The organism is Actinotalea sp. Marseille-Q4924 (assembly GCF_916618755.1).
Taxonomy (GTDB): Bacteria; Actinomycetota; Actinomycetes; order Actinomycetales; family Cellulomonadaceae; genus Actinotalea.
Map to the genome: position 1 here is coordinate 196,973 of NZ_CAKAKB010000004.1, position 14,337 is coordinate 211,309.

The following is a 14,337-nucleotide window of genomic DNA, read 5'->3' on the forward strand; positions in this document are numbered from 1 at the left end:
TCCGAGGGACCGAGGCGCCTTGCACTCTCGGGTCGAGAGTGCCAATAATGCGTTAGCACTCTCGACGCGAGAGTGACAGAACGTCTGGTCCGAGGTGAGGCCGGAGCCGGCGGGACGTGACCGCCGGGTACCGAGCCGTCCGTCGCGGGCACCGCGGCCCAGTCCCACCGCCACAACCGGAGGACCATCCGAATGGCCAAGATCATTGCCTTCGACGAGGAGGCCCGCCGCGGCATGGAGCGGGGCATGAACGCCCTGGCCGACGCCGTCAAGGTCACCCTCGGCCCCAAGGGCCGCAACGTCGTGCTGGAGAAGAAGTGGGGCGCCCCCACGATCACCAACGACGGCGTCTCGATCGCCAAGGAGATCGAGCTCGAGGAGCCGTTCGAGAAGATCGGCGCCGAGCTCGTCAAGGAGGTCGCCAAGAAGACCGACGACGTCGCGGGTGACGGCACCACCACGGCCACCGTGCTCGCCCAGGCGCTCGTGCGCGAGGGCCTGCGCAACGTGGCCGCCGGCGCCAACCCCATCGCCCTGAAGCGCGGCATCGAGAAGGCCGTCGAGGCCGTCACCGAGCAGCTGCTCAAGGCCGCGAAGGACGTCGAGACCAAGGAGCAGATCGCGGCCACCGCCGGGATCTCCGCCGGCGACCCGGCCATCGGCGAGCTCATCGCCGAGGCCATGGACAAGGTCGGCAAGGAGGGCGTCATCACGGTCGAGGAGTCCAGCGCCCTCGGCCTGGAGCTCGAGCTGACCGAGGGCATGCGCTTCGACAAGGGCTTCCTGTCGGCGTACTTCGTCACCGACCCGGAGCGCCAGGAGGCCGTCCTGGAGGACGCGTACGTCCTGCTCGTCGAGTCGAAGATCTCCAACGTCAAGGACCTGCTGCCGCTGCTGGAGAAGGTCATCCAGGCCGGCAAGCCGCTCTTCATCGTCGCCGAGGACATCGAGGGCGAGGCCCTGGCCACGCTCGTCGTCAACAAGATCCGCGGCACCTTCAAGTCGGTCTCCGTCAAGGCCCCGGGCTTCGGCGACCGCCGCAAGGCGATGCTGCAGGACATGGCCATCCTCACCGGCGGCCAGGTCATCTCCGAGACGGTCGGCCTCAAGCTCGAGAACGCCACGCTCGACATGCTGGGCCAGGCCCGCAAGATCGTCGTGACGAAGGACGAGACGACCATCGTCGAGGGTCAGGGTGACGCCGAGCAGATCGCCGGCCGCGTCTCGCAGATCCGCGCCGAGATCGAGAACTCCGACTCGGACTACGACCGCGAGAAGCTCCAGGAGCGCCTCGCCAAGCTCGCCGGCGGCGTCGCCGTCATCAAGGCGGGTGCGGCCACCGAGGTGGAGCTCAAGGAGCGCAAGCACCGCATCGAGGACGCGGTGCGCAACGCCAAGGCCGCCGTGGAGGAGGGCATCGTCGCCGGTGGTGGCGTCGCGCTCATCCAGGCCGGCAAGCTCGCGTTCGAGAACCTGGAGCTCGAGGGCGACGAGGCGACCGGTGCGCGGATCGTGCAGTACGCGGTCGACGCCCCGCTCAAGCAGATCGCGATCAACGCCGGCCTCGAGGGCGGCGTCGTGGCGGAGCGCGTGCGCAACCTCCCCGCCGGCCAGGGCCTCAACGCCGCGACCGGCGTGTACGAGGACCTGCTCGCCGCGGGCGTCAACGACCCGGTGAAGGTGACCCGCTCGGCGCTGCAGAACGCGGCCTCGATCGCGGCCCTCTTCCTCACCACCGAGGTCGTCGTGGCCGACAAGCCGGAGCGTCACCCCGCCCCGGCCGGTGGCGACGGCGGCATGGGCGGCATGGACTTCTGATCCGCGGATCGGGAGGCTGTCGCACCGGCTGACCAGCACACGAACGGGCGTCCCCTGACGGGGGCGCCCGTTCGTGCGTGCGGACCGCTCAGCGGCGCTCGCGCGGACAGCTGCTCAGCGGCGCTCGCGCGGGATGCTGGTCAGCGGCGCTCGCGCGCCGGGACCCGCAGCCCCGAGGCGCGCAGCCGGCGGACGAGCTCGCGGGAGTCGACCAGCTGGGCGCCGAGCGCCACGAGCTCGTCGTAGCGCTCGCGCGGGACGTCGTAGTGGTCGAGGTCGAAGGCGCGACGGGGGATGCCGGCAGCGGCGGCCAGTGCGTGGAGCTCCTCGAGCGAGCTGTCGCTCACGAGGTGTCCCCAGACACGGCCGTGACGTGGCCACAGCGGGGGGTCCAGGAGCACGGCCACAGGTCGATGGAAGCACACGCTCCCGCTCCATCACCGCTCCGACCGGTCGGGCGCGTGCGGCGCACGGCGGTCCGGCGTCAGCGGACGAACAGGCGCGACGCGTTCTGCTCGGCCTCCGCGTACGTGGTCGCCGCGGCCCCCAGCGCGGCGGTGATCTGGTCCAGGCTCGCCTCCACGCGCTGCTGCGTCGCCGACCACTCGGCCAGCACGCCGCCGAAAGCCGTGGCGGCGCCACCGCGCCACCCCGCCTGAAGGTCGGTCAGGTGCCGCAGCAGCGCCGCGACCTCCGCCCGCACCGCCACGACGGACCGACCCGCCGCCGCGCTCGCCTGTGCCACCTGGTCGCTGTCGACCTCGTACCTCATGACCCCTCCTCCGCCGGTGCTGAGGGGCCGACGCTACGAGCCCGTTCCCGTGCTCAGGCGTCGGGACCGTCAGGCCTGTGGACGGCCTCGGCGTCGAGGCGCTTCAGCTCCTTGCGGAGGCGGTGGAGCTCGGCGGCGGTGTTCTGCCGCGCAGGCTCCTCCCAGGCGGCCCCGAGCGGGCTGACGAACAGCCGCGCCCGTTCCGTGAGCTTCTCCAGGATCCGGATCCGCGCGCGGACGAAAGCCTCGACGGGCAGGTGGGCGTACTCGGCGCGCACGTCCTCGAGGTACGCCTTGTACCGCTGCGGCTCGGCGGCGAGGACGGCGAGGTCGGCGTCGCACAGGACGGCGCAGTCGAAGTCGTCGGGGTCGGGGTTGTGCCGACGCAGCGCCGTGACGAGGTACGCGACGCGCTCCGCCGACGGTGCGGGGACACCGAGCGACATCAGCTGCTCGCGGGCCAGCGCCGCGCTGGCGACCTCGTCCTCGCCGCCGCGACCGGCGTAGGAGGTGCGCTCGGCGGCGTCGAACACCGCGCCGTGGTACCAGGCGCCGAGGCGGACGAGGTCCGGCTCGTGCGTCTCCTCCGCCAGCTCGTCCACGCGCATGAGCACGTCCGTGAGGTGACGCAGGTTGTGGAAGCGACGTGCCGGCTCGCTCCACCGGTCGATGAGGTCGTGCGCGACCTTCTCGACCTCGTCCTGCGGGGCGGTGGCCCCGGCCGACCGGCAGGACCGGACGAACGCCTGGGACAACCACTGGGGTGCGTCGGTGACGCCCATGGGTGCGGAGCCTCGCTGTGGGGGTGCAGGACGAGCAGTCATCCTAGACCGGCGCCGGCCAACCCTCCTGTCGGTCGTGGCCGACCGCCGACGGCAGCACGACCCGGACCGTCGTGCCGCCGCCGGGCGTCGTGCGGACGCCCACCTCGCCGCGGTGCGCCCGGACGATCGCGGCCACGATCGCGAGGCCGAGGCCGGCGCCCCCGGTCTCGCGGCCCCGCGCGGCGTCCACGCGGTAGAACCGCTCGAACACCTGCCGGGCGTGCTCGGGCGGCACTCCCGGACCGTGGTCGCGGACCTCCACCGCCACGTGCCCGTCGGCGGCGCGCCCCACGGCGACCTCCGCCGGTGTGCCGGGCGGCGTGTGCCGCGCGACGTTGCCCACGAGGTTGGACAGGACCTGCCGCAGCCGGTCCTCGTCGCCGACGGCGACGGCGCCCCCCGTGCTCCCGCCCGCCACCAGGGGCTCGACGCGGACGGGTCGGTCGGGGTCCAGCGCGCGCAGGTCGGCCGCCGCATCGGTGGCGAGCACGGCCAGGTCGACGGGCTCCGAGCGGAGCGGCCGGTCCTCGTCCAGGCGTGCCAGGTGCAGCAGGTCCTCGACGAGGCTGCCCATCCGCACCGCCGAACCCTCGATCCGGTGCATGGTGGCGGCGACGTCGTCGGGGGCGGACAGCGCACCCATTCGGTACAGCTCGCCGTACCCGCGGATGGTCGCCAGGGGGGTGCGGAGCTCGTGGCTCGCGTCGGACACGAACCGGCGCATGCGCTCCTCCGACGCCTCGCGGGCGGCGAAAGCCTGCTCCAGCTGCGCCAGCATCGCGTTGAGGGCGGCGGCGAGCCGCCCGACCTCCGTGCTCGTCGGCTGCTCGGGGACGCGGCGCGCGAGGTCGCCGGCGGCGATGGCCCCCGCGGTCGTCTCGATCTCCCGCAGCGGGCGCAGCTCGCGACGCACGCCCCACCACCCGGCCGCGGCGCCCAGAGCGACGACGCCGAGCGCGATGGTCACGAGGACACGGCGCATCTGGGCCAGCGTCGCCTCGGCGGGGTCCAGCGGGAGCGCGACGACGACGGAGCCGACGACGCCTCCCTGCCGGTGGCTGGTCAGCGGCAGGGCCAGCGCCCGCCACCGGCCGCCGTCGTCCGCGTCGGGGACGGTGAACGCGCGCCCCGCGCGGTCGGCGACCTGGGGCGCCGAGAGCGTGGGGACGGTGGGGCTGCCGGCCGCGGCGCCGTCGACGGCCTGCGCCGTGACCACCTGCCCGTCCACGTCGAGGATCGCCACGTGGTAGTCGGACGGCAGGTTGCCGGTGTCGAGCATCCGCATGCCGCGCGCGGTCACCCGGTCCACCGCGAGCGGCGCCGCCGACGCGAGCTGGGTGTCCACCTGCTCCACGAGGGAGCTGCGCAGGAAGGTCTGGGCGACCACGCCGGTCAGGCCGAGCCCCAGCAGGAGCAGGGCCGTGAAGAGCGCCGTCAGGCGGGAGCGCAGGGGCAGGGACGACCACGCCGTCGCGGCACGGGAGCGCAGCCCGCGCGCCCGCGCGGCGCGGGCCGGCGGGTCGCCGACCGCGGTGCTCACGGCTCAGGCCCCCGGCGGCAGACGCAGCACGTAGCCGATGCCGCGCTTGGTGTGGATCAGGGGCTGGTCCTCGGGCGTCCCGTCCGGCTGGCGGTCCACCTTGCGGCGCAGGTAGGAGATGTAGGACTCGACGATCGCGCCGTCGCCGCCCCAGTCGTACTCCCAGACGTGGTCGAGGATCTGCGACTTGGACAGGACGCGGCCGGCGTTGAGGAGCAGGTAGCGCAGCAGCGCGAACTCGGTGGGGGAGAGGTCCACGACGCGGTCGCCGCGGCGTACCTCGTGGGAGTCCTCGTCGAGCTCGAGGTCGGCGTACCGCAGGACGTTCTCGTCGGCGGCCTGGCCCGCCGCCCGGGTGCGCCGCAGGACGGCACGGATGCGCGCGACGACCTCCTCGAGGCTGAAGGGCTTGGTGACGTAGTCGTCGCCCCCGACCGTGAGCCCCTGCACCTTGTCGGTGGTGTCGTCGCGGGCGGTGAGGAACACGACGGGGACGTGCTGGTCGCGGTCGCGCATCCGCCGCGTCACGGTGAACCCGTCCATGTCCGGGAGCATGACGTCGAGGACCACCAGGTCCGGCTGGACGTCGCGGACCAGCGCGAGGGCGGAGGCGCCGTCGGCGGCCGCGTACACCTCGAATCCGGCGAAGCGCAGGGACGTGGTGAGCAGCTCGCGGATCGTCGGCTCGTCGTCGACGACGACGAGGCGTGCCTCGGGATCAGCCATGCGCTCAGTCTGCTCCCCGTGCCTGGGAGCTGCCTGGGAGTCCGCTGGGCGCCGTCGCGTCCCGACGACGACGGCGCCCCGCCCCGCGGGGTGCGGGACGGGGCGCCGTCGTGGTGCCGTCAGGTCACGCGCGGCACTCGGCCGCGCAGCCCTGCGGACGCACGCTCAGGCACGCTCCTCGCGCGCGGCCTCGATCTCCGGCGTCACGGACCAGGCCTCGATCTGCGCCGTCGGGCGGGTGCCGGCCTTGAGCGCGGCGAGGCGTGCCTCGACCTCGATCTCCGTGCCGGCGTCCTCCAGCTCGGCGAACTGGGACTCCAGCGACGACGCGGCGATCTCCGCCTGGCCCATCGCCATCGCCTCCTCGCGCCGCACGCGCTCCTCGAAGCGGGCGAGCTCGCTCGTGGGGTCCATGACGTTGATCGAGGAGATGGCGCCCTGCACCTGCTGCTGCGCCTCGGCGGCCTTCTGCCGGGCGACGAGCGTGTCCCGGCGGGTCTTGAGCTGACCCAGCTTGTCCTTCATCTGGGACAGGCCCAGCTTGAGCTTCTCGACCGTGTCGCGCTGGGAGGCGATGAGCGGCTCCGACTCCTTCGCCTCGGTCTCGGCGCCGATCTGCTTCTGCAGGGCGATCTTGGCGAGCTGGTCGAACCGGTCGGCGTTGGTCGTGTCGCCCTGGGTGCGATACTGGTCGGCGCGGGTCGAGGCGGCCACCGCCTTGTCGCCCCACTCCCGGGCCGCGGCGACGTCCTCGTTGTGGTCCTGCTCCGCCAGGCGCAGGTTGCCGATCGTCTGGGCGATCGCGCGCTCGGCCTCACCGATGCTGCTGGTGTAGTCGCGGACGAGCTGGTCCAGCATCTTCTGCGGGTCCTCGGCCTGGTCGATGAGCGCGTTGATGTTCGCGCGGGCCAGCTGGGTCATGCGGCCGATGATGCTCTGCTTCTCCGTCATGTGCCGTGCCTTCCTGTCTCGGTCGTCTACCGGTCGTCCGTCGGTCACGCGTCCTGTCGCCTAGAAGCTGCCGCCCCCTCCACCGAAGCCGCCTCCGCCGAAGCCGCCGCCGAATCCGCCGCCGCCCCGCCGAAGCCGCCGCCTCCGCCACCCCGAAGCCTCCGCCGAAGCCGCCGCCCCACCGCCGCCGCCGCGGGGATCGAGTCGATGAGGATGCCGCCGAGGATCATGCCGCCGACGTTCGGGCCCCCGTGGTACTGGGTCCGTGGCTGGTGGCGCAGCTCGTAGTCGTCGATGTCGGCGTGGGCGATCGCCTGCGCCTCCTGGGCGAGGCTCTCGGCGCGCTGGACGGTCGCGAGCGCCGTCTCGGGGTCGGTGCGCGCCTGGTCGCCGGCGAGCTGCAGGAGGCGCGCCGCCTCCGCGAGCCGCGTCCGCGCGTCCGGCCCGACGGCGCCGCGCCGCGTCGTGATGAAGTCGGCGGTGGCCCGGATGAGGGAGTCCACGCGCCCGAGCGTCTCGCCCAGGTGCTGCTCCGCCCGGCTGCGGCGCTCCGCCTCCTCCCGGTGCGGGGCCAGCGCGCGGTCCAGCTCCGCCTCCGCCTCGGTGATGGTGCGCAGCGCGGCGAGCGGGTCCCCTCCGCTCCGTGCGGCCTGCGCCCGCTCGATCGCGACGCGCGCCGTGTCGACGCGCGGGGCGACCTCGCCGCTGCGCGGGGCGAGGCGGCGGGCGTCGTCGATGTCGGAGCTGATGGAGGCGATCGCGCGCTCGAGGCGCTGCGCCGCCGAGGCGAGGTCGGAGCCCGCGCGGTCGACGGCGTCCAGGAGCGTCACGGCCTGGCCGATCGCGTTCTCCGAGGCCCGCGCGAGGTCCACCGCGGCGGCGCGGTCGCCCGCCGCGAGCGCCTCCCGGCCCTGGCCGACGGAGACGCGCACCTGGTCCAGCAGGGCCTGGGCCTGGTCGGGGTTGGCCGTGACGGAGGCGAGCGCCTCCTGGGGGTAGGTGGCGGCGAGCTGCTCGAGCGCGCGTCGTGCCGCCGGGATGCGTCCCTCGATCTCCGCGGCGCGGGCCTCGTCGGCGTCGAGCAGCTCCGGTGCGCGCTTCTGGAGGTCCCGGAGCTCGTCGAACTTGTCGGTCTGCGAGTCCAGGCTCTCGGCGACCTCGCGGCACAGCGCGAGGACCTGCAGGGACACGCGCCGGACGGTGGCGTCGTCGTCGGGGATCTCGTCCTCGAGCACTTGGCGCAGGTGGAACGCCTCCAGCACCTGCTTCTTGGCCCGCTCGAGCACCGCGCCGAACTCGCGCGTCGCCTCGATGCCGAACTGCGCCTGGGCGAAGCCGAGCTCCTGCTCCGAGGTGCGGACCGCGTCGTCGACGCGGACGAGGGCCGAGGCGGCGCGCCGGTCCAGCTCGTCGGTCGGCAGCGCCTCCAGCCCCTGCGCCACCGGCGCGGGCGGTCCGCCCGGCCCGCGACCGTCCGCGGGCCCGGACCTCTTCCGCCGCAGCGAGCGGACGAGCAGGACGCCGGCGATCACGGCACCACCGAGGAGGAGCAGGGTCACGAACCCCCCGAGGCCGCCGCCGTCGTCGACGGCCGGGGCCCCGGGAGGCGAGCCAGGGTCCGCTCCCGTGCCGGTGCCCGTGCTTGCTTCCCGCAGGCCGGTCGCTGCGGCGAGTGCCGCACCGGCCCAGTCGTTGGCGCTGAGTTCCGACCGCACCTGGGGCTCGATTTCAGAGATCGCCGCCCGGGCAGGTGACCCTTCCGCTGCACCGAAGAAGTAGTCACGGTCACCCACCGCGACAGCAAGCAGGGTGTCGCGTCCACCGAGCCCCGACAACTCTGCTGTCTCCTGCCCCCACTCCGTGTAGGTGCGACCCGAGAAGTCCTCGACGAAGACCACGTAGAGATCGATTCCTGCGTCGGTCGCGAGCCGGTCGACGGCCTCCTGGACCTCCGCGGCCTGACCGCCGAGCACGCCGGCCTCGTCGACCACCTGCTCCGTCAGGTCGATCGGCTCCGCGGCGCCCGCGGCGAGGGCCGGGCCGAGGGTGAGGAGCGCGGCGCCGGTCAGGGCGGTCGCGGCCCGGGCGGGCACGGTACGGGCGCGGGTCCGGGCTGGGGTCACGGCTCGATCCTCGACCACGCGGGCGGTGCCCGCAACGAGTTGGCGCGCTGACCAGGCCGTGTTCGCGCAACGCGTCACGTGAGGGCCCCCGGGAACTGCGGGCCGCCGCCGTTCGTCCGCCCGCGAGCCGCCCGCGGTGCGCCCGGCGCCGGCCGCACGGTGCCGTGCGGTCAGGACTCCGGGACGAGGTCCTCCGCGTCGACGATCCGGTACGCGTAGCCCTGCTCGGCGAGGAACCGCTGGCGGTGCGCGGCGAACTCCTGGTCGACCGTGTCGCGCGCGACGACGGCGTAGAAGTGCGCCGTCCGGCCGTCGGCCTTGGGGCGCATGATCCTGCCGAGGCGCTGCGCCTCCTCCTGCCGGGACCCGAACGACCCGCTCACCTGGATCGCGACCGCGGCCTCGGGCAGGTCGACCGAGAAGTTCGCGACCTTGCTGACGACGAGCCGGCGCACCTCACCGGAGCGGAACGCGTCGAAGAGGCGCTGACGCTCACGGACCGGTGTCTCGCCCGTGATGAGCGGCGCGTCGAGGTGGTCGGCGAGCAGCTCGAGCTGGTCGAGGTACTGACCGATCACGAGCACCTGCTCGTCCGCGTGCTTGGCCACGAGCTGCTCGACCACGGTGTTCTTGCCGGGGGCCGACGCGGCGACGCGGTACTTGTCCTCCGGCTCGGCGGTCGCGTAGAGGAGCCGGTCGCGGTCGGGCAGGGTCAGCCGCACCTCGACGCACTCCGCCGGCGCGATGTACCCCTGCGCCTCGATGTCCTTCCACGGCGCGTCGAACCGCTTGGGCCCGATGAGCGAGAACACCTCGTCCTCGCGGCCGTCCTCGCGCACGAGCGTCGCCGTGAGGCCGAGACGGCGGCGCGCCTGCAGGTCCGCGGTCATCCGGAAGATCGGCGCGGGCAGCAGGTGGACCTCGTCGTAGAGGATGAGGCCCCAGTCGCGGGCGTCGAGCAGCTCCAGGTGCGGGTAGACGCCCTTCCGCCGCATCGTCAGCACCTGGTAGGTCGCGATGGTGACCGGACGGACCTCCTTGCGGGCACCGGAGTACTCGCCGATCTCGTCCTCGGTCAGGCTCGTGCGCCGCAGCAGCTCGTCGCGCCACTGGCGCGCCGAGACGGTGTTGGTGACGAGGATGAGCGTCGTCGTCCCAGACCGCGCCATCGCGCCGGCGCCGACGAGCGTCTTGCCCGCCCCGCACGGCAGCACGACGACGCCCGAGCCGCCGTGGAAGAAGTTGTCGACCGCCTGCTCCTGGTACGGCCGCAGCGACCAGCCCTCCGTGACGAGGTCGATGGGGTGCGCCTCGCCGTCGACGTAGCCGGCGAGGTCCTCGACGGGCCAGCCCAGCTTGAGGAGGACCTGCTTGAGGCGCCCGCGCTCGCTGGCGTGGACCACGACGTCGTCGTCGTCCAGGCGCGCGCCGACCAGGCCGGCCGTCTTGCGGGACCGCAGGACCTCCTCCAGCACCGGACGGTCCAGGGCGTGCAGGACCAGCCCGTGCGTCGGGTGCGAGACGAGCTGCAGGCGCCCGTAGCGCGACATCGTCTCCGCGACGTCGACGAGCAGCGCGTGCGGCACCGGGTACCGCGAGTGCTCGAGCAGCACGGAGACGACCTGCTCGGCGTCGTGCCCCGCGGCGCGGGCGTTCCACAGGCCGAGCGGCGTGAGCCGGTAGGTGTGGACGTGCTCGGGGGCGCGCTCCAGCTCGGCGAACGGCGCGATCGCGCGGCGGCACGCCTCGGCGGCGGGGTGGTCGACCTCCAGCAGGAGGGTCTTGTCGCTCTGCACGATCAGCGGACCGTCGGTCACGCGGGCTCCTCGTGGTGGGGGATCGTCGGGTCTGGGTAACGCCCGGACCGGTGGGCGCTGTTCCCGGGCGGACGCCGCCGTTCCCGGCGGACGGCGTCAAGGGTCAGACCGGCGTCACGGAGGCGATCCGGTGCACGGCCACGGTCATCTCGGTCTCGCGCTCGGCGTCGACGACGCGCACCCGGCCGCCGTCGACGCGCACCGGGCGCACGCGGCGCCGCACCGGGACCCCGGCAGGGTCGACCATCTCGAGCCACACGTCGCGGCCCGCACCGGCGGCCTCGCGCAGCAGGTCCAGCCCGAGGACGGGGTCCGACGCGGCCGTCCCGGGGGCGCCGTCGTCGGCGGTGCCGGCGTCGCGGGCGCCGCCCCCGTCGGACGCCGCCGCCCGCTCCCGGCGGTCGACGGCGAGCAGGTCCCGCGCGACACGGTGCAGCCGCCGGTCCCGGGCGGCGGTCGCCTCCGGCGCGCCGACAGGCGCTCCCGCCGGCGCGGTCCGGCGGCCGCGCGCCGGCCGGACGCGGTGCGCCGTCGTGGCGCCGAGCACGACGTGGCCCGTGGCGTCCTCCGTGACGGGGGCGAGGCCGCGGTCGCGGAGCGCCGCCAGCAGAGCAGCGGGCGTCGCCTGCGCCGCGAGCACGGTCGGGGCGAGCCGGAGGAGGCCGAGCCCCCGCAGGGCCGGGTCCTCCGCGAGGCCCGCCAGCAGGGTGGGGTCGTCGGCGCGCACGTAGGACGACGCCAGCCCCACCCGTGTGCGTCCGTGCCGGCGCGCCGTGTCCAGCACGAGGTACTCCAACGGCTGGGGCACCCCCGAGCGGGCGTGACGCGAGAGGTCCGCGAGCAGGTCCTCGGCGGTCCGCCCGGAGTCGAGGGCCCGCCGCACCGACGTCTCCGTGAACCGGACGGTCAGGGCGGCGCCGCGCGACTCGACCTGCGCGGCGCCCTCGAGCAGGCCCCCGAGCCCGGGCGTCGGTCGTCCGGGCACGATTCCCGTGAGGTCCCCCTGGAGGAGCACCTCGTCGACGTCCGGCGGCAGCTGACCGGCCAGCGCGGCGGCCGGCCCGCTGAGGCCGTCGGTGGGGACGGGCGCGCCGTCGTCGTCGGCGAGCAGGGCGCGGCCCGCCGGGGACAGCGCCCCCGCGCCGAGGATGCCGAGGGCCGCTGCCTCCGTGAGGACGGCCTCGACGGCGTGCAGCGGGGGGACGGACCGCGGCGTGCGCCACCGGAGGACGTCGTGCACGGCGGCCGCCGCGGCCGCCGTGCCCTCCGGGAGGCCGGCGAGCACGTCGAGGACGGCGCGGCGCAGGCGCGGGGCCCACGGACGGCGCGACTCCGGGTCGAGGGCGGGTCGCAGGGCACCCTTCTCGGTGCGGGTGCCGACGAGCCAGGCCGCCCGCTCGGACCGCAGCCACGCGACGGCCAGGTCCGCCCAGCGCTCGGTGGACGGCAGGGCGAGCCAGTCGTCGGCGGCCGCGGCGGGCGCCATCGCGGCGCTGTCCTCCCCGTCCTCGACGACGAGGCCCGCCGCGCCCGCGACCTCGACGACGAGCGCGGCGGCGTCCTCGGCCACCTCCAGCCGCTGGGCGGCGCGGCGCAGCTCGCGCGCGCCGATGCCGCCGGCTCGCAGCACGGGCGCCGGGTCCTCGCCCCAGAGCGTCACGAGCCCGGCGACGAGCCGGACGACCTCCTCGGCCTCACGGGCGGACTCGGCCGCGACCGTGCCCGCGCCGACGACGGGCCCGGTCACCTCCGGTGGGACCTCGGCGCTGCGGTGCGTCCGCCCGCCCCGCAGCGCCAGGCCGATCTCGCAGGGGAGGACGACGTGCTGGGCGTCCGAGACCGCAAGGAGCCCGTGCCGCAGCGCCCACTCGACGCCGGCGCGCGCCGGCGACGGCCCGCCGGGCGCCGCGTCGGGGGAGCGGCCGACGGGCGGGCCCCAGGCGAGGGCGTCGAGCACCGGACGGACGGCGGCCGGCGCCTCGGCGAGCAGGCCGTCGACGACGGCGGGTGCTGCCAGACGCGCGACGACGGCGGCGAGGAGGGTCTCCGGCGCCGGGTCGTCCGGCGTCGCGTCCGCCAGGGTGCTCCCGTCCACGCCCAGGGCGTCCGCCAGGCGGGCGAGCGCCGCGGGCGAGCGCCGTTCCAGGGAGGCCCGGAGCGTGGGGCCGAGGCCGGCCGGGTGCGGCCCGAGGACGTCGGCCAGGCCGGGCGCCGGGCGCAGGGCGACGTCGGCGGGCAGGTCCACCCAGGCGTCGTCGGGAAGGGGCGGGTCGGTCCACAGCAGGGCGGCGGTCAGCGCGGTCACCACGGCGGGGCGCAGCTCGGGCACGGGTGCGCCGATGGCCGCGGCGAGCTGCGCGAGGGTGACGCCGGTGCGTGGCGCGGGTGCGCCGGGCCGCGTGGCCCTCGAGGCGTCGGTCGCGGGAGCCGTCGTGCCGTCCAGCGCGAGGACGGCCTCCAGGGCCTGGAGGGTCGCCGCGTCCAGCGCGGCGAGGGCGCGGTCCAGGCTCACGCGGTTGGCCGCCCGGGCCGCGAGCGACCGGACGCTCGAGGGCGGCGGTGCGGCCAGGTCGGGTCGCACGGCGAGGAGCGGGACGAGGCCCGCCTCGCCGCGGACGCGCAGGGCCTGCGTGAACACGGACATCCGCACCACCTTACGGCGGTGGCGCTACGAGGTCGGCGGCGGGTTCAGCGGCCGGCGAGGGCATCGAGGCCGCCGAGCGCGAAGGACGCGGCCCGGGTGGCCTCGCCGTCGGGGTCGCCACCCGCCTCGACCCGCTCGATGAGCGTCGCCGCGACGCCCTGGACGAGCGCCGACGCCCCCTCGAGGTCCGTCACGCCGAGCTCGCGCGCGGCGGCGTGCAGCGGCTCCGCAGCCGTCCGGTGCCCGCGGGCCAGGCGCTCGCGGGTGTCCTGCGGCAGGGGCGTGTCCCGCAGCGCCGCGGCGAGGAGGTGGTTGCCCTGCGCCGCGCTGAGCGCCGCGGCCCGAAACCATCCCCGGACCAGCTCCCGGGGCGAGGTGACCCCGGCGGTGGCGTCCTGCAGCGTCGCGGTCCAGCGGTCGAAGCCCTCCTCGACCAGGGCGACGAGCAGTGCCTCGCTCGACGGGAAGTAGGCGTAGACCGACGGCCGGGCGAGCCCCGTGCGCGCCGCCACGGCCGACACCGTCAGCGCGTGGCTGCCCTCGCCGACGACGATCTGCTCGGCCGCCCGCAGGACGTCGGCGCGGCGACGGGCGCGGTGCTCGGCGACGGTGGGTGCGGTGATCCGGGGCATGGCGCGCCCAGTCTGCCACGCTTGCCGACATTGCGTTGCTATGATCTCGACGCCGCGTCGACAAGGCGCGTCCCCGACCCGAGGAGTACTGCTGTGGACTTCGCCCGTGACCTCCTGCTCGTGCTGCACATCGTCGGTCTGGCGTCGATCATCGGCGGCTTCCTCGTGCAGACGCGCTCGTCGCGCAAGCGGGTCGAGCCGGCGATGCTCCACGGCGCCCTGACGGCCCTGGTCACGGGCGTCCTGCTCGTGGGGGTGGCGGAGATGGGCGACGTCGACCTCAACCACGTCAAGATCGGCGTCAAGCTCGTCGTCGCGCTCGTCATCGCCGTCCTCGCGTGGCGGGGCCGCAAGGCGTCGTCCGTCTCCACCGGCGTCTGGGGCGCGATCGGCGGCCTGGCTCTCCTCAACGTCGTCCTCGCCGTCTTCTGGTGAGCGCCCCCTGACGCCCGCCGACGGCGCCACGGCTGCAGCAGCACGCCGTGGCGGT

At 75.2% G+C, this 14,337-nt stretch carries 12 protein-coding genes; 2 read left to right on the forward strand and 10 right to left on the reverse strand.

Annotated elements, in window-relative coordinates; translation table 11 throughout:
• Nucleotides 1–192 precede the first annotated feature (192 nt).
• Nucleotides 193–1,818 carry a chaperonin GroEL gene (groL, locus tag LG379_RS13710; protein WP_225755149.1) on the forward strand — a complete coding sequence of 542 codons (1,626 nt, stop codon included), beginning with the start codon at nucleotides 193–195 and terminating at the stop codon, nucleotides 1,816–1,818.
• 140 nt (nucleotides 1,819–1,958) lie between these two features.
• Here groL and LG379_RS13715 read toward each other — a convergent pair whose 3' ends face one another.
• The 10 genes from LG379_RS13715 to LG379_RS13760 all read right to left on the reverse strand — a co-directional run bounded on the left by LG379_RS13715 (nucleotide 1,959) and on the right by LG379_RS13760 (nucleotide 13,847).
• The gene (locus LG379_RS13715) at nucleotides 1,959–2,225 is read right to left on the reverse strand and encodes a DUF4031 domain-containing protein (RefSeq protein WP_225755150.1); all 267 of its coding nucleotides are present in this window, start codon (nucleotides 2,223–2,225) and stop codon (nucleotides 1,959–1,961) included.
• Between the two features lie 77 nt (nucleotides 2,226–2,302).
• Complete coding sequence (locus LG379_RS13720) at nucleotides 2,303–2,590, reverse strand: WXG100 family type VII secretion target (RefSeq protein WP_225755151.1); 288 nt, start codon at nucleotides 2,588–2,590, stop codon at nucleotides 2,303–2,305.
• 53 nt (nucleotides 2,591–2,643) lie between these two features.
• Nucleotides 2,644–3,372 (reverse strand): hypothetical protein, encoded by a 729-nt coding sequence (locus tag LG379_RS13725; protein ID WP_225755152.1) that lies wholly within the window; start codon nucleotides 3,370–3,372, stop codon nucleotides 2,644–2,646.
• A 43-nt stretch (nucleotides 3,373–3,415) separates the two neighbouring features.
• Nucleotides 3,416–4,954, reverse strand: a complete 1,539-nt coding sequence (locus LG379_RS13730) for a HAMP domain-containing sensor histidine kinase (RefSeq protein WP_225755153.1) — start codon at nucleotides 4,952–4,954, stop codon at nucleotides 3,416–3,418.
• 3 nt (nucleotides 4,955–4,957) lie between these two features.
• Entirely contained in the window at nucleotides 4,958–5,680 is a 723-nt protein-coding gene (locus tag LG379_RS13735; RefSeq protein ID WP_225755154.1) for a response regulator transcription factor, read from the reverse strand.
• A 165-nt stretch (nucleotides 5,681–5,845) separates the two neighbouring features.
• Complete coding sequence (locus tag LG379_RS13740; RefSeq protein ID WP_225755155.1) at nucleotides 5,846–6,631, reverse strand: PspA/IM30 family protein; 786 nt, start codon at nucleotides 6,629–6,631, stop codon at nucleotides 5,846–5,848.
• A 44-nt stretch (nucleotides 6,632–6,675) separates the two neighbouring features.
• Nucleotides 6,676–8,754 carry a TPM domain-containing protein gene (locus tag LG379_RS13745; RefSeq protein ID WP_225755156.1) on the reverse strand — a complete coding sequence of 693 codons (2,079 nt, stop codon included), beginning with the start codon at nucleotides 8,752–8,754 and terminating at the stop codon, nucleotides 6,676–6,678.
• A gap of 170 nt (nucleotides 8,755–8,924) precedes the next feature.
• A complete protein-coding gene (locus LG379_RS13750) occupies nucleotides 8,925–10,571 on the reverse strand; it encodes a DNA repair helicase XPB (protein ID WP_225755157.1) in 1,647 nt (548 codons plus the stop codon).
• A gap of 103 nt (nucleotides 10,572–10,674) precedes the next feature.
• Nucleotides 10,675–13,215, reverse strand: coding sequence for a helicase-associated domain-containing protein (locus LG379_RS13755; RefSeq protein ID WP_225755158.1), 2,541 nt, complete (start codon nucleotides 13,213–13,215; stop codon nucleotides 10,675–10,677).
• Nucleotides 13,216–13,259: 44 nt separating this feature from the next.
• Complete coding sequence (locus LG379_RS13760) at nucleotides 13,260–13,847, reverse strand: TetR/AcrR family transcriptional regulator (RefSeq protein ID WP_225755159.1); 588 nt, start codon at nucleotides 13,845–13,847, stop codon at nucleotides 13,260–13,262.
• 93 nt (nucleotides 13,848–13,940) lie between these two features.
• On the opposite strand from LG379_RS13760, the gene LG379_RS13765 reads away from it, so the two are divergent.
• Nucleotides 13,941–14,282, forward strand: a complete 342-nt coding sequence (locus tag LG379_RS13765; protein ID WP_225755160.1) for a hypothetical protein — start codon at nucleotides 13,941–13,943, stop codon at nucleotides 14,280–14,282.
• Nucleotides 14,283–14,337 lie beyond the last annotated feature (55 nt).

Excerpts from the sequence above, each read along its gene's own strand:
- groL (WP_225755149.1), top strand. The coding sequence starts at position 193 with ATGGCCAAGATCATTGCCTTCGACGAGGAGGCCCGCCGCGGCATGGAG.
- LG379_RS13720 (WP_225755151.1), bottom strand. The coding sequence starts at position 2,590 with ATGAGGTACGAGGTCGACAGCGACCAGGTGGCACAGGCGAGCGCGGCG.
- LG379_RS13725 (WP_225755152.1), bottom strand. The coding sequence starts at position 3,372 with ATGGGCGTCACCGACGCACCCCAGTGGTTGTCCCAGGCGTTCGTCCGG.
- LG379_RS13760 (WP_225755159.1), bottom strand. The coding sequence starts at position 13,847 with ATGCCCCGGATCACCGCACCCACCGTCGCCGAGCACCGCGCCCGTCGC.
- LG379_RS13740 (WP_225755155.1), bottom strand. The coding sequence starts at position 6,631 with ATGACGGAGAAGCAGAGCATCATCGGCCGCATGACCCAGCTGGCCCGC.
- LG379_RS13755 (WP_225755158.1), bottom strand. The coding sequence starts at position 13,215 with ATGTCCGTGTTCACGCAGGCCCTGCGCGTCCGCGGCGAGGCGGGCCTC.
- LG379_RS13735 (WP_225755154.1), bottom strand. The coding sequence starts at position 5,680 with ATGGCTGATCCCGAGGCACGCCTCGTCGTCGTCGACGACGAGCCGACG.